The sequence below is a fragment of the Bacillus inaquosorum genome (assembly GCF_023238325.1).
Classification (GTDB): domain Bacteria; phylum Bacillota; class Bacilli; order Bacillales; family Bacillaceae; genus Bacillus; species Bacillus inaquosorum.
Map to the genome: position 1 here is coordinate 1,405,355 of NZ_CP096592.1, position 18,723 is coordinate 1,424,077.

17 protein-coding genes are annotated in these 18,723 nt (G+C 46.0%); 13 read left to right on the forward strand and 4 right to left on the reverse strand.

Going from position 1 to position 18,723, the window contains the following annotated elements; genetic code table 11:
- Nucleotides 1-41: 41 nt before the first annotated feature.
- The 3 genes from M1M80_RS06840 to M1M80_RS06850 all read right to left on the reverse strand — a co-directional run bounded on the left by M1M80_RS06840 (nucleotide 42) and on the right by M1M80_RS06850 (nucleotide 2,640).
- Nucleotides 42-794 carry an ABC transporter permease gene (locus M1M80_RS06840; RefSeq protein ID WP_019258114.1) on the reverse strand — a complete coding sequence of 251 codons (753 nt, stop codon included), beginning with the start codon at nucleotides 792-794 and terminating at the stop codon, nucleotides 42-44.
- Entirely contained in the window at nucleotides 794-1,546 is a 753-nt protein-coding gene (locus M1M80_RS06845; RefSeq protein WP_003239169.1) for an ABC transporter ATP-binding protein, read from the reverse strand. Before M1M80_RS06845 ends, M1M80_RS06840 begins: the two co-directional genes overlap by 1 nt.
- Nucleotides 1,547-1,665: 119 nt before the next feature.
- The gene (locus tag M1M80_RS06850; RefSeq protein ID WP_060398422.1) at nucleotides 1,666-2,640 is read right to left on the reverse strand and encodes a DMT family transporter; all 975 of its coding nucleotides are present in this window, start codon (nucleotides 2,638-2,640) and stop codon (nucleotides 1,666-1,668) included.
- A 131-nt stretch (nucleotides 2,641-2,771) separates the two neighbouring features.
- Between M1M80_RS06850 and M1M80_RS06855 the strand changes: the two genes are divergently transcribed.
- From M1M80_RS06855 to M1M80_RS06915, 13 genes are all read left to right on the forward strand, one after another.
- A complete protein-coding gene (locus M1M80_RS06855) occupies nucleotides 2,772-3,269 on the forward strand; it encodes a cupin domain-containing protein (protein ID WP_060398423.1) in 498 nt (165 codons plus the stop codon).
- A gap of 390 nt (nucleotides 3,270-3,659) precedes the next feature.
- On the forward strand, nucleotides 3,660-4,082 hold the full coding sequence (locus M1M80_RS06860; RefSeq protein WP_003239166.1) for a DUF1641 domain-containing protein: 423 nt from the start codon (nucleotides 3,660-3,662) through the stop codon (nucleotides 4,080-4,082).
- Nucleotides 4,083-4,121: 39 nt separating this feature from the next.
- On the forward strand, nucleotides 4,122-5,300 hold the full coding sequence (locus M1M80_RS06865; protein WP_003239165.1) for an NAD(P)/FAD-dependent oxidoreductase: 1,179 nt from the start codon (nucleotides 4,122-4,124) through the stop codon (nucleotides 5,298-5,300).
- Between the two features lie 198 nt (nucleotides 5,301-5,498).
- The gene (gene uxaC / locus M1M80_RS06870) at nucleotides 5,499-6,920 is read left to right on the forward strand and encodes a glucuronate isomerase (RefSeq protein WP_060398424.1); all 1,422 of its coding nucleotides are present in this window, start codon (nucleotides 5,499-5,501) and stop codon (nucleotides 6,918-6,920) included.
- A gap of 82 nt (nucleotides 6,921-7,002) precedes the next feature.
- Nucleotides 7,003-8,382: an MFS transporter gene (locus M1M80_RS06875; protein ID WP_060398425.1), complete on the forward strand. Its 1,380-nt coding sequence runs from the start codon at nucleotides 7,003-7,005 to the stop codon at nucleotides 8,380-8,382.
- A gap of 104 nt (nucleotides 8,383-8,486) precedes the next feature.
- Nucleotides 8,487-9,500 (forward strand): ureidoglycolate dehydrogenase, encoded by a 1,014-nt coding sequence (gene allD, locus M1M80_RS06880; protein ID WP_060398426.1) that lies wholly within the window; start codon nucleotides 8,487-8,489, stop codon nucleotides 9,498-9,500.
- A gap of 5 nt (nucleotides 9,501-9,505) precedes the next feature.
- Complete coding sequence (locus tag M1M80_RS06885) at nucleotides 9,506-10,525, forward strand: zinc-binding alcohol dehydrogenase family protein (RefSeq protein WP_003239157.1); 1,020 nt, start codon at nucleotides 9,506-9,508, stop codon at nucleotides 10,523-10,525.
- Between the two features lie 24 nt (nucleotides 10,526-10,549).
- Nucleotides 10,550-11,629 carry a mannonate dehydratase gene (gene uxuA, locus M1M80_RS06890; protein WP_060398427.1) on the forward strand — a complete coding sequence of 360 codons (1,080 nt, stop codon included), beginning with the start codon at nucleotides 10,550-10,552 and terminating at the stop codon, nucleotides 11,627-11,629.
- On the forward strand, nucleotides 11,626-12,462 hold the full coding sequence (locus M1M80_RS06895) for an SDR family oxidoreductase (protein ID WP_060398428.1): 837 nt from the start codon (nucleotides 11,626-11,628) through the stop codon (nucleotides 12,460-12,462). The genes uxuA and M1M80_RS06895 overlap by 4 nt, the downstream gene beginning before the upstream one ends.
- Before the next feature lie 47 nt (nucleotides 12,463-12,509).
- A complete protein-coding gene (locus M1M80_RS06900) occupies nucleotides 12,510-13,778 on the forward strand; it encodes an MFS transporter (protein WP_060398429.1) in 1,269 nt (422 codons plus the stop codon).
- 87 nt (nucleotides 13,779-13,865) lie between these two features.
- Nucleotides 13,866-14,867: a LacI family DNA-binding transcriptional regulator gene (locus M1M80_RS06905; RefSeq protein ID WP_060398430.1), complete on the forward strand. Its 1,002-nt coding sequence runs from the start codon at nucleotides 13,866-13,868 to the stop codon at nucleotides 14,865-14,867.
- A gap of 77 nt (nucleotides 14,868-14,944) precedes the next feature.
- Nucleotides 14,945-16,387 (forward strand): tagaturonate reductase, encoded by a 1,443-nt coding sequence (locus M1M80_RS06910; protein WP_060400016.1) that lies wholly within the window; start codon nucleotides 14,945-14,947, stop codon nucleotides 16,385-16,387.
- Entirely contained in the window at nucleotides 16,384-17,877 is a 1,494-nt protein-coding gene (locus tag M1M80_RS06915; RefSeq protein WP_060398431.1) for a UxaA family hydrolase, read from the forward strand. Before M1M80_RS06910 ends, M1M80_RS06915 begins: the two co-directional genes overlap by 4 nt.
- Before the next feature lie 37 nt (nucleotides 17,878-17,914).
- On the opposite strand, the gene M1M80_RS06920 is transcribed toward M1M80_RS06915, so the two are convergent.
- Entirely contained in the window at nucleotides 17,915-18,679 is a 765-nt protein-coding gene (locus tag M1M80_RS06920) for a sulfite exporter TauE/SafE family protein (protein WP_003239147.1), read from the reverse strand.
- Nucleotides 18,680-18,723 lie beyond the last annotated feature (44 nt).

An 18,723-nucleotide genomic window follows, 5' to 3' on the forward strand; every position in this document is an offset into this window, starting at 1 on the left:
GTACAAAAAGCCGCTCTCCAAGGGAAAGCGGCTTTTGTCTGTCATCCATTCTGCTTCAGCTGCTGATGCGCGGTGAATAATGACGGGTATGTCAGCACGCTTAAGATCACACATGTCAGCGCGGCTGACGCCATCGTTGTAAATACGATTAAGAGCTGAAAGCGTACCGCCTGAATCGGGTCCGCACCGGCTAGAATCTGGCCTGTCATCATGCCAGGAAGCTGGACAAGCCCAAGTGTTTTCTGGCTTTCCAGCGTTGGGATCATACTCATTTTCATCGCAGAAGTAAGAATACGCTGTATAGATTGCTTCGGTGTGCCTCCAAGAGACAATATTAACTGAATTTCTTCTTTACGCACGCCGACTTCAGAGCTGAGCCGGTTTAAAAACAAACTTGCGAGCACCATCGAATTTCCGATGACCATTCCGCTGATCGGAATGACATATCGGGCCGTAAGCGGGATGATATGAAGAGACAGCAGAATTCCCTGCGTCACAATTTCTACAATCGCTAACGCGGCGAACACCCTCCAAAACGAACCGATTGTATTTTTCTTTCGTTTGATGACATTTTGCGCTGCCACCGCCAGCATTAACAGCACCATCAGCAAGATAAAAACAGGATGGTCTCCGCGGAAAATCAGCGACAGTACATAACCGATGATAAGCAGCTGTACCGCGGCCCGGATGGTGGCAATGATCATGTCTTTTTCTACGCCGGCTTTAAATGATTTTGATAAAAACAAGGCGATCAAAACAAAGATCATCGTTAAAGAGAGGGAAAGGTAATCCATTACCGGGTACCTCCCTTCAAAAACTCTTTGGCTGTTTCATGCTGCGGATTAGAGAAAAATGTTTCAGTTTCTGCGATTTCCAGCAGCCGGCCATCCGCCATAAACCAAATGGTATCGGCTACTCGTTTTGCCTGCTCCATATTATGAGTCACCCACATGACCGTCAGCTTTTTCTCTTGATGCTGCTTTTTGATCAGCTCTTCAACCTCAAGAGCAGAAACCGGGTCCAGGGCCGACGTAATTTCGTCCAACAATAGAATAGAGGAAGGATTTGCGAGTGTTCTGGCTAGTGACAGTCTTTGACGCTGTCCGCCCGATAAATCCTTGGCGCTTCTGTCTAACAGATCTGATGACAGTCCTGTTAGAGAAGCAAGCTCTTCAGGGGAGTACAGCTGGGATTGGTGCAGCCTTTGGACCAGACCTAGATTGTCACGCACTGTCCCATCGAGGACGGGAGCCGATTGAAACGCGAGTGCTGCCGTTCGCCTCAGCTTATTGACATTCCATTCCCTGACTTCCTTTCCGTATATTTTTACTTCGCCGTTGTCAGGCGTTCTCATTAAATTGCACATGGAAAGGAGGGTGCTTTTGCCTGATCCGGAAGGGCCTAAAACGGCCACGATTGCGCCCTGTTGAATGTCTCCGGTGATGTCTTGCAATACATCATAAGTTTGTCCATCTTGTTCATAGCTTTTTCTGACTGATTTGAAGGAGATGGCTGGTATGTTTTGTGTTTGATCGTTTGCTTCCATTACATTAATCACCTTTCAGTATAAGTAGGCTGAACCTATATTTAAATATAACGTGAAACAGATGGCTTTTGGTAGCAAAAATAAAGGAGAACAGGCTTTCACCCATTCTCCGGCAGATGCTACGCGGTCAGATTTGACTGTGTTTTCTTTTTCGGTTTTCTCGGCTGTGAAGCGAAGGTATGTAACACCATCCCCGCAATAATAATGAATAAACCGGCAAATGATAAAAGAGATGGGAACACGCCTGACAGCAGAACAATTTCACCAAGCAACGCGAAAATCACTTCACCTGATTGAGTTGCTTCAACGGCTGCGAGTTTTTGCGGATTGTCTCTTACCATATCAGTGGCCCAGAAAAATAAAACGGTCGCAATGATGCCTGAGCTGACGGCAACGATAAAGGATTGAACAGTTTGTCCCGCTGTCGGAAGGCCATCTGACCACCAGCCGTACGCTGCTACTATAAGCCAGAACGGAAGGCTTGCCAAGGTCATTCCCAGCACACGCTGAAATGTATCAAGCCGGCCTCCGTATTCTTCGAGCATTCTCCGGTTTCCTAACGGATAGGCAAAAGCCGCAATAACAACCGGCAGCACACTGAAAAGCAGCATCTTCCCGGAAAGCGATTCTGCATGCTGAAGCTGAATCAGCGCCGCTCCGATCAGGATGATCATGGAAGTGCCAAGTGATACAAGGGGAATCTTTTGACGAACGAGCAGCGGCCCGCCCGGCATGTCTTTTTTGACATAGAACAAAGGAGATAAGAGCACACCGGCTACAATGGTAATTTGCCAAGTTCCGGCTACAAGCCACCCGGGACCGTATGCAGCCGCAAATGTGATCGGCGCGTAAAAAAGCACGAAGCCGACAAAGCTCCATTTGATCCAAAAAAACGGCTTTTTCCGCATCTCTTGTAAGAGAGGAGCGAATGCCCCTCTCATAATGACAATCAAACATAAAAACGGCACCATAAAAATAAAGCGCAACGATGAGCTCCATAGCCAGCTGCCTCCGGATAACTCCATCGCTCTGTTTAAAATAAAGGTAACGGCGAAAAAGAGTGAGGCTAATATTCCGATAATGATTGCTTTCATGATATCCTTCATTTTGGCATTATTTTTTATACTATACTATTCGGTATTATTCAGATCAATGGAATCGTGAGAAAAACATCATGTTTTGCAAACCGCTATGTGTGGAAGACAGAAAATAGGAGGTGACATTGATGGAAGCAAAGATACAGACGTACTTCTTTCAGGATGACGGCAGGATTCCGAATCACCCTGATTTTCCGCTCGTTGTGTATCAAAACGTGTTCAAGGACACCGGTCAGGCAGAGCTGATCGTCAACCGGCATGGCTGGTCAAACAGCTGGTCAGGAAGTGTTTTTCCATACCATCATTATCACAGCAATACGCATGAAGTGCTGATTGCAGTTCGGGGAGAGGCTGTGATTCAGTTTGGGGGAGAAAAAGGGGCTGCCATTCCTTTCAAATCTGGCGACGCAGTCGTGATTCCAGCCGGAGTCGGCCATAAAAAGCTAAGCGCAAGCTCCGATTTTACCGTCATTGGCGCTTATCCGGGAGGCGTTCAGTATGATTTGAAGACGGGAGAACCGAATGAACGGGAGGAAGCGGTGAAACAGATCAAGCAGGTCTCATTGCCGGCGAATGACCCGATCACAGGAAAAAGGGCTCCTCTTTTGGAAATATGGGTAAAGTGAAGGGGAGAAATTGATGGATTGTCAATAACTAGTGCCGCAGAAATGTTATGACACGGGCTCCAAATAAATTAATTTCATAATCGAAGCAATTCACGTTCAAATTTTGTTCAAAAAGTGTTATCATATAGAAGGTAATCGAATTGGAGTTTTTTGTGTTTGCTATTTTCAGAGAGAGTAAAGGATTTTTGACTTATTCAATTGTTTATTTTTGAGATAAAAATAATACTGAATATGGCAAGATGAAAAACTGGGTAGTAAACATTTATTTTTGTAAATGATTGTGCATGAATTCACAATCCTTATTCTTATGCCTTCAAGCATGAGACCAGGGAGAGGCACTACCCTTTCCAAAAAAATCAGCAAACTGCTTATAGTAAAGGAGAATTGGATATGCCAGAAACAATCGATCAAACAAATGCGTCTGTCAGCCAAAGCCAGCAAGATCTTATTGATCAGCTGTTAAAGCCAGAAGTTCAAGAATCACTGACCGTTTTAGTTGACCAGCTTCCAAAGCTGACTGAGTTAGTGAATATTTTAACGAAGTCTTATGATTTCGCTCAATCTGTAGCAACTGACGAAGTGTTAAAAAGCGACACAGTCGGTGCGATCACTGAAATTCTTGAGCCTGTAAAAGAAACAGCGAAAGAAGTAGCTGCGACTGCAATCGAAGCGAAAGACCGCGCGGATGCAAGCAACGAAACAATTGGTCTTTTCGGCCTGTTGCGTATGCTGAAAGATCCTCAAGCTCAAAAGCTGTTCCGTTTTGCTAACAGCTACCTTGAAGTCATGAACGAACGCGAAAACCAAAAATAATCTCAGATTCAAATTGATATAAAGGACGGAGGATATACGATGTCAAAACATATTGTCATTCTAGGCGCTGGTTATGGCGGAGTTCTTTCTGCTCTAACAGTTCGCAAACATTACACAAAAGAACAAGCACGCGTGACAGTGGTAAACAAATACCCAACTCACCAAATCATTACGGAATTACACCGTCTTGCAGCAGGCAACGTGTCTGAAAAAGCGGTTGCAATGCCACTAGAAAAACTTTTCAAAGGTAAAGACATTGACCTTAAAATCGCGGAAGTAAGCTCTTTCTCTGTTGATAAAAAAGAAGTTGCGCTTGCTGACGGTTCTACATTATCTTACGATGCGCTTGTTGTAGGTCTTGGTTCAGTAACAGCGTACTTCGGCATCCCAGGTCTTGAAGAAAACAGCATGGTATTGAAATCTGCTGCTGATGCAAACAAAGTCTTCCAACATGTTGAAGATCGTGTGCGCGAGTACTCTCAAACGAAAAACGAAGCAGATGCAACAATCCTTATCGGAGGAGGCGGCTTAACAGGTGTTGAGCTTGTCGGTGAGCTTGCTGACATCATGCCGAACCTTGCGAAAAAATACGGCGTAGACCATAAAGAAATCAAATTGAAACTGGTTGAAGCAGGTCCGAAAATCCTTCCTGTTCTTCCGGATGATCTTATCGAACGTGCGACTGCAAGCCTTGAAAAACGTGGCGTTGAGTTCTTAACAGGTCTTCCTGTTACAAATGTAGAAGGAAACGTAATTGATCTGAAAGACGGATCAAAAGTTGTTGCCAACACATTTGTTTGGACTGGCGGCGTTCAAGGTAACCCATTAGTCGGTGAATCAGGTCTTGAAGTGAACCGCGGACGTGCGACAGTAAATGACTTCCTGCAATCTACATCTCATGAAGATGTATTCGTTGCCGGTGACAGCGCAGTTTACTTCGCTCCAGACGGCCGTCCATATCCGCCAACTGCACAAATCGCATGGCAAATGGGTGAGCTGATCGGTTACAACCTATTCGCTTATTTAGAAGGCAAAACGCTTGAAACATTCAAGCCAGTAAACTCTGGTACACTTGCAAGTCTTGGACGCAAAGACGCAGTTGCCATTATTGGTGCAAATTCTACACCGCTTAAAGGTCTTCCTGCTTCCTTGATGAAAGAAGCAAGTAACGTACGCTACTTAACACACATCAAAGGACTTTTCAGCTTAGCTTACTAATCCTTTTTTGGACTCGGACATTGCCAAAAGCGTTCCTTTCGGGATGCTTTCCGGCAATGTCTTTTTTTCGTTTGTTTGCTAACGTTAACATTTCATTTTCAAAAAAGAGATTGATCCCAGAGGAATATAAAGGTAAAATAAAACCAAATCAAAATGTTAACGTTAACATTTTGAAATAGAATGAAAGACGGTGAGGAGATGGAACCCTTTATGGGCGAAAATTTTTTGTTGAAAAATGAAACCGCTGTCAGCCTCTATCACAATTATGCGAAAGGCATGCCGATTATTGATTACCACTGCCACTTAAGTCCGAAAGAAATCTATGAAAATAAGACATTTCAAAACATCACGGAAGCCTGGCTGTATGGAGACCATTACAAATGGCGCATCATGAGAGCCAATGGGATTGAAGAGACATACATTACAGGCGATGGGACTGATGAAGAGAAATTTATGGCTTGGGCGAAAACCGTGCCGATGGCGATCGGCAATCCGCTCTACAATTGGACTCACTTAGAACTGCAGCGTTTTTTTGGAATTTATGAGATTTTGAATGAGCAATCCGCGCCGGCTATATGGGAACGGGCGAATGAACTGCTTCAAGGAGATGGCTTCGGCGCAAGGGATTTGATCGTGAAATCAAATGTAAAGGTCGTTTGCACAACTGATGACCCTGTCGATTCTCTTGAATACCATCTATTATTAAAAGAAGAGAAAGATTTTCCTGTCAGCGTGCTGCCTGGATTTCGGCCGGATAAGGGACTTGAGATCAATCGTGAAGGTTTTCCTCATTGGGTGCAGGCACTTGAAGATGCAGCAGCCATTTCGATCACAACTTATGACGAGTTTCTAAAGGCGTTAGAAAAACGGGTGCGATTCTTCCACTCAGTCGGCGGCAGAGTGTCTGATCATGCGATAGATTCAATGGTATTTGCCGAAACGACAAAAGAGGAAGCGGGACGGATTTTTTCTGACAGATTACAAGGAACAGGTGTTTCTTATGAAGATGAGAAGAAATTTAAGACGTATACGCTTCAGTTTCTTTGCGGTTTGTATGCGGAGCTCGATTGGGCGATGCAGTTTCATATCAACGCTTTAAGAAACACGAATACAAAAATGATGAAGAGGCTCGGACCTGATACAGGCTATGATTCTATGAATGATGAAGAAATTGCCAAGCCTTTATACAAGCTGCTGAACTCAGTTGAGTTGAAGAACCATCTGCCGAAAACGATTTTATATTCACTTAATCCAAACGATAACTATGTCATCGCCAGCATGATCAACAGTTTTCAGGACGGTGTTACCCCGGGAAAAATACAATTCGGCACAGCCTGGTGGTTTAACGATACAAAAGACGGGATGCTGGATCAAATGAAAGCGTTGTCAAATGTCGGGCTTTTCAGCCGCTTTATCGGTATGCTCACCGATTCCAGAAGCTTTCTATCCTATACGCGCCACGAATATTTCAGGCGTATCGTCTGCAATTTGATCGGGGAATGGGTGGAAAACGGCGAAGTGCCGTATGATATGGAGCTTTTGGGAAACATTGTTCAGGGAATTTGCTATGACAATGCGAAACACTACTTTCAATTTCAAGAAGAGAAAGCAAACGTGTAACCAAATGTCCGCTCAGCATCACAATCATGTGTCATCCTGAGCGGACCACTACCCGAAAATTCTTAAGACACAGAGGTGGAAGATGCGAACTGAACTGGCAAATAAGGTTGTGTCGATCGAAACGGAGAAAAGGCTTTCATTGAAAGAGAAAATTTCCTATGGATTTGGTGATTTTGGCAACGGTTTTATGTTTGATCTCGGCCAGATTTATTTATTGAAGTATTTTACTGATGTAGCGGGAATCCCGGCTGCGATGGCCGGCGGCATTTTTTTAGTCAGCAAGCTGTTTGCGGCGATAACAGATCCGATTGTCGGCTCATCAATTGATTATCGCAAAAATATCGGCAAACGGGGGAAATTCAGGCCTTATCTATTAATCGGCAGCATCGTGCTTGCGGTGCTTACTGTTCTTATTTTTCTGTCTCCTAATGTATCAACGACCGGAAAACTGATTTATGCATATGCATCCTACATGATTTGGGGCATCGGCTATTCATTTGTGAATATTCCGTACGGCTCATTAGGGGCAGCGATGACTCAAACATCTGAGGATCGTACCTCCATTTCGACTTTCCGCCAAATCGGATCACTTGGAGCCTTGTTTATCACAAGTGTGGCTGTGATGCCGCTGCTCGTCAAATTTGATAATCCGAAGGTCGGCTACCCGGTGGTCATGGGCTTGTTCGCCGCACTCGGTGTGATTTGGTTCTATATTTGCTACCGCAACTGCAAAGAGCGCATTGTCATATCAGAAGCGCCAAAAGAAAAATTAACACTCTCTTCTGTCGTCAAAACATTTATCACGAATAAACCGCTGTTAACCCTTGTCCTGATGACGATTTTTTCAATTTCCGCATACAACATTAAATCCGCCATGCTAGTCTATTTCGCACAATATAATCTGGGCAATGTTGAATTAATGGCTTATATGAACTTTATTATTATCGGTTCTTCCTTTTTGGGCGTCGTATTCCTGCCAAAGCTCGTCAAGATGTTTGGAAAGAAACGAACAGCAATGATCGGCTTCGGCATCAGTGTAGCCGCCGATCTGATCAACTTTATGCTGCCATCAAACGTTTATGTGTTTACGATTCTTGCCAGCATCGCCTTTATCGGAATCAGTATCCCAAACGGCATCACGTGGGCGCTTGTTTCCGATATTATTGACTATGGCGAATGGAAATCCGGTGAACGGAAAGAAGCAACGACATATTCACTTTTTAATTTCTCCAGAAAGCTTGCTCAGTCATTGTCCGGTTTTCTCTCGGGCATCGGTTTGGGGCTTATCGGCTATGTGCCGAATGCAGTCCAGACAGCAAAGGCGCTGATCGGCATCAAAGCGCTTTTGCTTCTGTATCCGGCCATTGCTTTGGCATTAGCGATGATCATTATCGGTTTTCTTTATAAGCTCACAGACCAGCAGCATGCACAGATCGTTCAGGATCTTCATCAAAAGGGCTGACAGTATAATATAAAGAATATTTAAAATAATTTGTAAATAATATGTATATGTAAGGGTTTTCTCTAGGAGGTGCCCAAAGAACTAGAAAGGAAGGAGGCACTTGATTGAAAACGGTAACGATACCGGCTGAAGAAGCAAAGGAACTCGTCCGGCAAAAGCTGACCGGTGCCGGTTTGAATGAACGAGACGCTGAAAAAGTAGCAGATGTCCTCGTGCACGCTGATTTACGCAGCGTACATTCACATGGCGTGCTGCGAACAGAGCACTATGTGAACAGGCTAAGGGCGGGAGGGATCAATCCCGAAGCACATCCTGTTTTTAAAGAAACGGGTCCCGTGTCCGGGGTGCTCGATGGTGATGACGGTTTCGGCCACGTGATTTGTGATATGGCAATGGACCGTGCAATTGACATGGCGAAGAAAAACGGTGTCGGCATGGTCACGGCCGTAAACAGCAGCCATTGCGGAGCGCTAAGCTATTTTGTGCAAAAAGCGGCTGACGAAAAGCTGATCGGAATAGCAATGACACATACGGACAGTATCGTTGTCCCGTTTGGCGGGAGAACTCCCTTTTTAGGGACAAATCCAATTGCTTACGGTGTCCCGTCTAAGCATAAAAAACCGTTTATTCTGGATATGGCGACCTCCAAAGTCGCTTTTGGGAAGATTCTGCAAGCACGTGAAGAGGGCAAAGACATTCCTGAAGGATGGGGAGTCGATGAAAACGGAGAAGCAGTAACTGATCCTGACAAGGTCGTTTCACTTTCAACATTCGGCGGCCCGAAAGGCTATGGACTCTCAATTGTCGTTGATGTGTTTTCCGGATTGCTGGCGGGCGCGGCTTTTGGGCCTCATATAGCAAAAATGTACAGCGGCCTTGATCAAAAAAGAAAGCTGGGGCATTATGTTTGTGCGATCAATCCGTCCTTTTTTACCGACTGGGATACGTTTTTAGGGCAGATGGATGCCATGCTCGATGAACTGCAGCAGTCACCGCCGGCTGCTGGAGTCGAGAGAGTGTATGTGCCCGGCGAGATCGAGCAGCTGCATGAAGAAAGAAATAAGATACACGGAATATCAATCGCTCGGAGCGTGTATGAATTCTTAAAAAGCAGGTGAGAAAAATGAAAGCGGTTCAAGTGCGAAAAGCGAATGATCTGGTGACAGCGGAGATGAAGAAGCCGGTTCTTTCAAAGGATGATGAAGTGCTCGTAAAAGTCAAGCGAGTCGGGATTTGCGGTTCAGACATGCACATTTATCATGGCACGAATCCGCTCGCCACCCTCCCGAGAGTCATCGGACACGAGGTAACGGGACAAGTCGAGGAAGTTGGTGCGAATGTGCAGAGCCTAAAAGTCGGTGACCACGTTGTGATTGAGCCGATTTCTTATTGCGGAACATGTTACGCCTGCCGCAAAGGGCGCCCGAATGTTTGCGCCAAGCTTTCTGTGTTTGGCGTACATGAGGACGGCGGCATGCGGGAATATATTGTGCTTCCGGAAAGGCAGCTTCACGCGGTCTCAAAGGACTTGCCTTGGGAGGAGGCAGTCATGGCCGAGCCTTACACGATAGGCGCACAGGCAGTGTGGAGAGGCCAGGTGGAAAAAGGAGATACCGTTCTGATCCAGGGAGCGGGGCCCATCGGGATCTGTGTGTTAAAAATGGCAAAGCTGGCGGGCGCTGCCGTCATGATGACTGACTTGAACAACGAGCGGCTGGCATTTGCGAAAGAAAACGGTGCCGACGCTGTCGTGAATGCCCAAGCAGAAAATGTTGCCGAGCGGGTCCGGGAATGGACTGGGAATGAAGGAGCCAATGTGGTCATTGATGCTGTTTGCCTGCCGGCGACTTTTGAGCTTTCAGTTGAGGCCGTTTCTCCGGCGGGACATGTGGTTGTGCTTGGATTTGACGAAAGAGCGGCACAGATTTCTCAGCTGCCGATTACAAAAAAAGAAGTCACGATAACCGGATCGAGATTGCAGACCAATCAGTTTCCAAAAGTGGTAGAGCTTTTGAATAAAGGACGGTTAGCGCATAACGGGCTGGTGACCCATACATTTTCAGTAGATGACGTCCATCACGCATTTCAGTTTATCAAGGAGCATCCAGATCAAGTACGGAAAGCTGTCATCACGTTTGATTAATCGACTGAATCCGGAGGTGTAAACATGAATATAACATTCCGATGGTATGGCCGAGGCAACGATACAGTCACACTTGGACACGTGAAGCAAATTCCCGGAGTCAAAGGCATCGTCTGGGCTCTCCATCAAAAACCTGTCGGCGACGTGTGGGAAAAAGAAGAAATTAGAGCTGAGACTGAATATATTCAATCCTATGGTTTTCATGCTGAAGTGGTAGAAAGCGTGAATGTTCATGAAACGATTAAACTCGGAAACGAAGAACGCGGCCGGTATATTGAAAACTACAAACAAACGATACGCAACCTTGCTGAATACGGCGTGAAAGTCATCTGCTACAATTTTATGCCGGTTTTTGACTGGACACGCACGGATATGTTCCGTCCTCTGGAAGATGGGTCAACCGCTCTGTTTTTTGAAAAGGCCAAGGTGGAAAGCCTTGAGCCCCAAGAGCTGATTCGGACGGTGGAGCAAGCATCTGACATGACACTGCCGGGATGGGAGCCCGAAAAATTAGCTCGGATCAAAGAGCTGTTTGCAGCCTACAGAACGGTTGATGAAGAACAGCTATGGGACAATCTATCATTCTTTTTGCAGGAAATTCTTCCGGTTGCAGAAAGTCACGGTGTTCAAATGGCCATTCATCCGGATGACCCGCCATGGCCGATCTTCGGACTGCCACGCATTATCACAGGGGAGGCAAGCTATAAGAAGCTGCGGGCGATATCAGATTCACCGTCTAATTGCATCACCCTTTGTACAGGTTCAATGGGAGCCAATCCCGCTAACGACATGGTGGAGATCGCTAAGACGTATGCCGGTATTGCTCCATTTTCACATATTCGGAATGTGAAAATTTTTGAGAATGGCGATTTTATTGAAACATCTCATCTGACGAAAGACGGTTCGATCAACATTCAAGGCGTGATGGAAGAACTGCATAAGCAGGATTACAAAGGATATGTCAGACCGGATCACGGGCGCCATCTTTGGGGCGAGAAATGCCGACCGGGTTATGGCTTATACGATCGGGCTCTTGGCATCATGTACTTGAACGGACTGTGGGACGCATATGAAGCAATGGCAAAAAAAGAGGTGGAAGTATGATTTCGGTGCATGAGAACTTGGCTGGTAAAACGGCTGTCATCACTGGCGGCAGCGGCGTGCTTTGCTCTGCAATGGCCCAGGAGCTTGCCCGTCATGGCATGAAGGTGGCGATATTGAATCGGACGGCTGAAAAAGGCCAAGCGGTCGTAAAGGAGATTAAGGAGGCTGGGGGCACAGCATGCTCTGTTTCTGGGGATGTGCTGGACAGGGGGGCACTGGTGCAGGCAAAGGACGACATCCTCGACCGGTTCGGTTCTGTCGATCTGTTAATTAACGGAGCTGGCGGCAATCATCCTGACGCGATAACCGATGTGGAGACATATGAAGAAGCGGGAGAAGGCCAATCCTTTTTTGATATGGATGAGGGGGGCTTTTCAACTGTATTCTCCACCAACTTCACCGGTGCGTTTCTGGCCTCTCAAGTATTTGGAAAAGAGCTTCTGAAGGCCGATTCACCGGCGATTATCAATCTTTCTTCCATGAGTGCTTATTCACCCATGACGAAGGTTCCGGCATACAGTGCCGCCAAAGCATCGATCAATAATTTTACGATGTGGATGGCCGTTCATTTTGCCGAAACCGGACTGCGGGTGAATGCGATTGCCCCAGGCTTTTTTCTGACAAAACAAAATCATGATCTGCTGATTAACCAAGACGGAACCTTAACCGACCGTTCTCACAAAATCATTGCGGGAACACCGATGAAGCGCTTTGGAAAACCGGAGGACTTGCTCGGCACGCTTCTTTGGCTGGCGGATGAATCCTATTCCGGTTTTGTCACCGGGATCACCGTTCCTGTCGATGGAGGATTTATGGCTTATTCAGGCGTGTAACGAAAGCAGCGCAACAGAAACTGAACCAACATAGGGGTGAGGTTGAGATGTTCTCAAAAGATAAGCTTCCCGTTATCCTTTTTTTGTTCCTGGCAGGGGTGATTAATTACCTGGATCGCTCGGCGCTTTCCATTGCAGCTCCTTTTATTCAGGATGATCTCACATTGTCTGCCACGCAAATGGGCTTGATTTTCAGCAGTTTTTCGATTGGTTATGCCATTTTTAACTTTCTTGGGGGCGTGGCATCTGATCGCTACGGGGCAAAGCTGACCTTGTTTGTCGCCATGGTCGTTTGGTCGCTGTTCAGCGGAGCAGTCGCCCTTGCCTTTGGTTTTGTCAGCCTGCTGATTATACGCATCCTCTTCGGAATGGGAGAAGGCCCGCTTTCGGCGACCATCAACAAGATGGTGAATAACTGGTTCCCGCCGGCTCAGCGGGCGTCCGTTATCGGTGTGACCAACAGCGGAACGCCGCTCGGGGGAGCCATTTCCGGCCCGATTGTCGGCATGATCGCAGTCGCGTTCAGCTGGAAGGTATCCTTCGTTCTCATTATGATTATTGGCTTGATATGGGCAGTGCTCTGGTTCAAGTTTGTCAAAGAAAAGCCGCCAGCGGCGATGGGTGATGCACCGGCAATCAAAGCAGAAACGTCTCCAGGGGAAAAAATTCCGCTCACCTTTTACCTGAAGCAAAAAACCGTCCTGTTCACGGCGTTTGCTTTTTTCGCTTACAACTACATTCTCTTCTTCTTTTTGACGTGGTTTCCGAGCTACCTTGTCGAAGAGCGGGGATTAAGTGTTGAATCGATGAGCGTCATTACGGTCATTCCATGGATTTTAGGCTTTATCGGCCTGGCAGCGGGAGGATTTGTTTCTGACTATGTGTACAAAAAAACAGCTCGAAAAGGTGTGCTGTTCTCGCGCAAGGTAGTGCTTGTCACGTGTTTGTTTTCATCGGCGGTCCTGATTGGTTTTGCAGGGCTTGTGGCTACTACTGCGGGCGCTGTCACACTTGTCGCTTTGTCAGTGTTCTTTCTCTATTTGACAGGCGCTATCTATTGGGCTGTCATTCAAGATGTGGTTGATCAAAACAATGTCGGTTCTGTAGGCGGCTTCATGCATTTCCTCGCCAACACGGCAGGAATTATCGGCCCGGCTTTAACCGGTTTTATTGTTGACCGGACGGGCACGTTTTCTGGAGCATTTTTGCTTGCCGGAGGGTTAGCTGTCTTCGCTTCACTTGCTGTTATTCGTTTTGTCCGTCCGATCATCGGCAAACCAGCAGGAACAGAAGCGGAGGATTCTGTGTCTTATTAATCTGGAAATATAGTGGGAGAGGCGGTATGTTTGATGATACAATATACAGTAAATAATCGCAGCCGGCATGATAAGGAAGGGAAATAGATGGTAACCATAAAAGATATCGCAAAACTTGCAAACGTATCCCACACAACCGTTTCCAGAGCACTCAACAACAGCCCTTACATCAAAGAACATACGAAGAAAAAAATACTGGAGCTCGCAGAACAGCTCAATTATACACCAAATGTAAACGCGAAAAGCCTGGCGATGCAAAAGTCACATACGATCGGGCTTTTCTTCACAAGCATCACAAACGGAACCTCACACAGCTTCTTTGCTGACACAATCAAAGGCGTAAATCAAGCCATAAGCGAGGATTACAATCTCTATGTGCGCGGCATCGATGATCTGAAAAACTATGACTCTGTTACGCCGATGAGATATGATGGCATCATTTTAATGAGCCAAAGTGACATTGATAATTCTTTTATTTATCATATTCGGGAAAAAAACATCCCGCTCGTCGTGCTGAATCGCGATATTGATGACCGCAGCATCACGAATATTTTGTCCAATGATAAGGAAGGCTCTCAGGAAGCCGTAGAATACTTCATTAAGAACGGACATCAAGACATCGCCATCATCGAGGGGATCGAAGGCTTTAAATCCTCGCAGCAGCGAAAGGAAGGCTACGTAGCCGCATTGATTCATCATCATATTCCGATCAAACATGAATACTGTGTCAAAGGGCAATACGATATGGAAAGCGGCTTTCAAGCGATGGAGCGGCTGCTGGCGCTGCCAAATCCCCCAACCGCTGTCTTTTGCTCGAATGATGACATGGCAATCGGAGCGATGAATGCGATATTCGCAAAGGGCCTGCGCGTCCCTGATGATATTTCAGTGATCGGATTTGATGATATTGGGTTTTCGCAATATATCACGCCAAGGCTTTCAACAGTGAAGCGGCCAGTGGAGAAAATCAGCGTGCTCGGCGCGCAAAAACTATTGTCGCTGATCAGCGAGCCGGAAACAAAAGCGGAAAAAATCTTGGAAAATACAGTGTTTATGGTACGTGATTCAGTTAGACAATTGACGCCGTGATGCCCCGTTTTTCAGCGGGCATTCTTTATACAGAAAAATGTTAACGTGTGCATAAATAAAAGAGGGAGGCAATGAAGGTGCAGAAGCTGAATAAAAACCTATACAATCACTATACTGAGTATCCGGAAAAAATACTCCAATTCGGAGAAGGAAACTTTCTTCGAGGGTTTGTCGATTGGCAGATTGATCAACTGAATCAACACACTGATTTTAATGGGAGCGTCGCAGTTGTACAGCCAAGAGGGTCGGAAAAAATCAAAAGGTTAAATCAGCAAGATGGTTTATACACGCTTTTTTTACAGGGAATGAAAGACGGAGAAGCGGTAAACGAGCATATGATTATCAATTCAATCAGCCGGGGAATTGATTTGTTTTCTGATTATGAAGCTTACAAAGAATTGGCTTCAAGTGAAGAGCTGAGGTTTATCATTTCCAACACCACTGAGGCCGGTATCGTATGTGATGAAAAAGATCGTTTAGAGGATAGGCCGCAAAGAACATTCCCTGGGAAATTAACTGCATTTCTTTACTTTCGCTATCAGGCTTTTAAAGGAGATCGGACAAAAGGGTGTGTTTTGATCCCATGTGAGCTGATCGAAAATAACGGCGAAAAGCTAAAGGAAACGATTCTTCATTATGCAGATCTATGGAAGCTGGAAGAAGGGTTTACACAGTGGATTCATGAGGCCAATACGTTTTGTAATAGTTTAGTAGACCGCATTGTCCCAGGATTTCCTGTCGACAGCATTGATGAGATTACTGCTGATCTGGGCTATCAAGATGAACTGATTGTTGTGGGAGAGCAATATTATTTATGGGTTATCGAGGGACCGGATTGGATTGGAGAGGAACTTCCCTTTGCGGCTGCCGGGCTCCATACAAAGATCGTCAGCGACCTGACGCCTTACCAGACTAAAAAAGTGAGAATTTTAAATGGCGCTCATACAGCAATGACATCAGTGGCTTTATTATACGGCTTAAAAACTGTTAGGGATGCTGTCGAGCATCCGGAAGTTGGGCGATTTATAAGAGAGCTGATTGACGACGAAATTCTTCCTGTTTTAAAAATGGAAGGTCTTTCTCAGTATGCTGACGATGTGCTGAACCGTTTTAAAAACCCGTATATTAAGCATTACCTGGAAAGCATTGCATTGAACTCCGTTTCCAAATTCAAAACGAGAAACCTGCCGACTCTTAAGGAATATGCTGAACAAAAGGGACAGCTTCCTGAACGCTTGGTGTTTTCTTTCAGCGCTCTTCTGTATTTTTATCATGATAACGAGACATTGCAGGATGATCCGGCAGTTCTTCAATTTTTCAAAGAGGTTTGGTGTCAGGAGGATGGCGACATGCTTCGGATTGCATCAAGATTGTTAGGCGAACAGCGGCTGTGGGGGGCAGATCTCAATGAGATACCGAAGCTGACTGATAGAGTCGCTGATTATTTGGATCATATTCATGAGCTGGGCATGCAGCTGGCTTTTGAACAATGCTGTACTCAAGGGGGAGAAGTACGATGAAGTCATTTATAAAGATTCATATACAAGATAATGTCCTTCTTGCGCTGCGGGATATCCAGAAGGGAGAGCCGCTGAATGCGGACGGCGTGTCTATTGAAGTGAAGGATGATATAAAAAGAGGCCACAAGATTGCGCTGCAGCCTATCAAAGAAAACGATAGCATCATCAAATACGGGTTTCCAATCGGGCATGCGTCACAAGATATCTCGATCGGAGAGCATATTCATGTCCATAATACGAAAACAAATCTGTCTGATATCCAAGCATACAGCTATACTCCGAGATTTGATGAGAATCCGTATTCAAATGAGAACCGGACGTTTAAAGGATTTAGAAGAGAGAACGGAAATGCCGGTGTACGAAATGAGTTGTGGATTGTGCCAACTGTCGGCTGCGTCAATGGAATAGCTGAAAAAATGCTCCAGCGTTTTGTCAGAGAAACGGGGGATATCGCTCCATTTGATAACGTGCTCGTGTTAAAACACCAATACGGATGCTCGCAGCTTGGCGACGATCACGAAAATACGAAGCAAATCCTGCTGAATGCCATTCGCCATCCAAATGCCGGCGGCGTCTTGGTGTTAGGGCTTGGCTGTGAAAACAACGAGCTGGCAGGAATGAAGGAAGCACTGCAGGATGTGAACCTGAATCGGGTGAAGTTTCTCGAATCCCAGTCGGTGACCGACGAAATGGAGGCGGGCGTTGCTTTGCTGAAGGAGATTCATGAAGCGGCCAAAGGGGATAGGCGAGAAGACATTCCGCTGTCCGAACTGAAGATCGGACTGAAATGCGGAGGTTCAGACGGTTTTTCCGGCATAACAGCAAACCCGCTGCTTGGCCGTTTTTCAGATTATATCATTGCACAGGGAGGGAGCACGGTGCTGACGGAAGTCCCGGAAATGTTCGGTGCGGAAACCATCCTGATGCAGCGGGCTGCCAATGAAGAAGTGTTTCATAAGATTGTCCATTTAATCAATGATTTCAAACAATATTTTATCAAACATGATCAGCCGGTGTACGAAAATCCTTCGCCGGGCAACAAAGCAGGCGGCATTTCAACACTTGAGGATAAATCGCTGGGCTGCACGCAAAAAGCGGGGATTTCTCCTATCGCGGATGTCTTGAAATACGGCGAAGTGCTCAAAACAAACGGACTGACACTATTGAGCGCGCCGGGCAATGACTTGATCGCTTCCTCCGCATTGGCGGCTGCCGGCTGTCAAATTGTCCTGTTTACAACGGGGAGAGGCACGCCGTTCGGCACCTTCGTCCCGACAGTGAAGGTAGCCACAAACACCCAGCTGTACGAGGCGAAGCCGCATTGGATTGATTTTAACGCAGGTCTTTTAGCAGAGGATGATGTTCATGAGGAATATGTGCTGCGAGAGTTTATCCACTATATGATTGAGGTGGCAAGCGGTCAACTTGTGAATCATGAAAAAAATGATTTCAGAGAACTCGCCATTTTTAAATCAGGTGTGACGTTATAATGAAGAAGGCTATCCTCCGAGGGGATAGCCTTCTTCATTAAATCAGCTTCAAGCCGCTGATCAAAATGATGGACGCCATAATAAATTGCAGCGGGCGCGGGGAGAATCGAGGCGAGAGATGGCTCCCGATCAGCACGCCGGGAATCGAACCGATCAGCAGATTAGCTGCCAGCATGTAATCCACGCTTCCGAAGCTTGCGTTCAAAATGCCTGCTGCCGTAACGAGAAGAAAAGCATGCGCGATATCTGTTCCGACAATCTGTGACGCTTTCATGTTAAATAAGTAGATCATGGCGATTGCAAATAGTGAGCCGGAACCGATTGATGTTAATCCGACAATAAATCCAAACACAACACCAATGAGAATCGTCAGCGCCCGCTTGTTTTCAAGCGGCATCAGCTGCCAGCGGTTTGGGCGAAGTTTTCGATCCAAAAACAAACGAACGATGATTGAAATGGCAACTAGCGTTAACACATAGCCAAGAGCGTGCTTTATAATTTCTTCCTGATGCTGATGAAAGGCGGGGAACAAATGCAGTATGCCAATGGCTAGCGAAGCACTCGGAATACTGCCGATGGCTAAGTATTTTACCAATTTAAAGTTAATCGTTTTCTGCCGCCAATGGGAGGCAACGCCAAACAGCTTTGTGATCGAGTTATATACAAGATCCGTCCCGACCGCGATGGAAGGATTAATTCCAAGCACAATTAAAAGAGGAGTTAATAAGGCGGCTCCGCCCACTCCCGTCAATCCGACTAAGGCTCCGACAAACAAACCCATCAATATGATGCTTACACTCATGATAAAGGCCTCCTGAAAACCCGACTATTTTTATCAGATTATAT

What these genes read in the sequence shown, in the direction of transcription:
- M1M80_RS06840 (WP_019258114.1), bottom strand. Translation starts at nt 794, where the DNA reads ATGGATTACCTTTCCCTCTCTTTAACGATGATCTTTGTTTTGATCGCC.
- M1M80_RS06845 (WP_003239169.1), bottom strand. Translation starts at nt 1,546, where the DNA reads ATGGAAGCAAACGATCAAACACAAAACATACCAGCCATCTCCTTCAAA.
- M1M80_RS06850 (WP_060398422.1), bottom strand. Translation starts at nt 2,640, where the DNA reads ATGAAAGCAATCATTATCGGAATATTAGCCTCACTCTTTTTCGCCGTT.
- M1M80_RS06855 (WP_060398423.1), top strand. Translation starts at nt 2,772, where the DNA reads ATGGAAGCAAAGATACAGACGTACTTCTTTCAGGATGACGGCAGGATT.
- M1M80_RS06860 (WP_003239166.1), top strand. Translation starts at nt 3,660, where the DNA reads ATGCCAGAAACAATCGATCAAACAAATGCGTCTGTCAGCCAAAGCCAG.
- M1M80_RS06865 (WP_003239165.1), top strand. Translation starts at nt 4,122, where the DNA reads ATGTCAAAACATATTGTCATTCTAGGCGCTGGTTATGGCGGAGTTCTT.
- uxaC (WP_060398424.1), top strand. Translation starts at nt 5,499, where the DNA reads ATGGAACCCTTTATGGGCGAAAATTTTTTGTTGAAAAATGAAACCGCT.
- M1M80_RS06875 (WP_060398425.1), top strand. Translation starts at nt 7,003, where the DNA reads ATGCGAACTGAACTGGCAAATAAGGTTGTGTCGATCGAAACGGAGAAA.
- M1M80_RS06885 (WP_003239157.1), top strand. Translation starts at nt 9,506, where the DNA reads ATGAAAGCGGTTCAAGTGCGAAAAGCGAATGATCTGGTGACAGCGGAG.
- uxuA (WP_060398427.1), top strand. Translation starts at nt 10,550, where the DNA reads ATGAATATAACATTCCGATGGTATGGCCGAGGCAACGATACAGTCACA.
- M1M80_RS06895 (WP_060398428.1), top strand. Translation starts at nt 11,626, where the DNA reads ATGATTTCGGTGCATGAGAACTTGGCTGGTAAAACGGCTGTCATCACT.
- M1M80_RS06900 (WP_060398429.1), top strand. Translation starts at nt 12,510, where the DNA reads ATGTTCTCAAAAGATAAGCTTCCCGTTATCCTTTTTTTGTTCCTGGCA.
- M1M80_RS06905 (WP_060398430.1), top strand. Translation starts at nt 13,866, where the DNA reads ATGGTAACCATAAAAGATATCGCAAAACTTGCAAACGTATCCCACACA.
- M1M80_RS06915 (WP_060398431.1), top strand. Translation starts at nt 16,384, where the DNA reads ATGAAGTCATTTATAAAGATTCATATACAAGATAATGTCCTTCTTGCG.
- M1M80_RS06920 (WP_003239147.1), bottom strand. Translation starts at nt 18,679, where the DNA reads ATGAGTGTAAGCATCATATTGATGGGTTTGTTTGTCGGAGCCTTAGTC.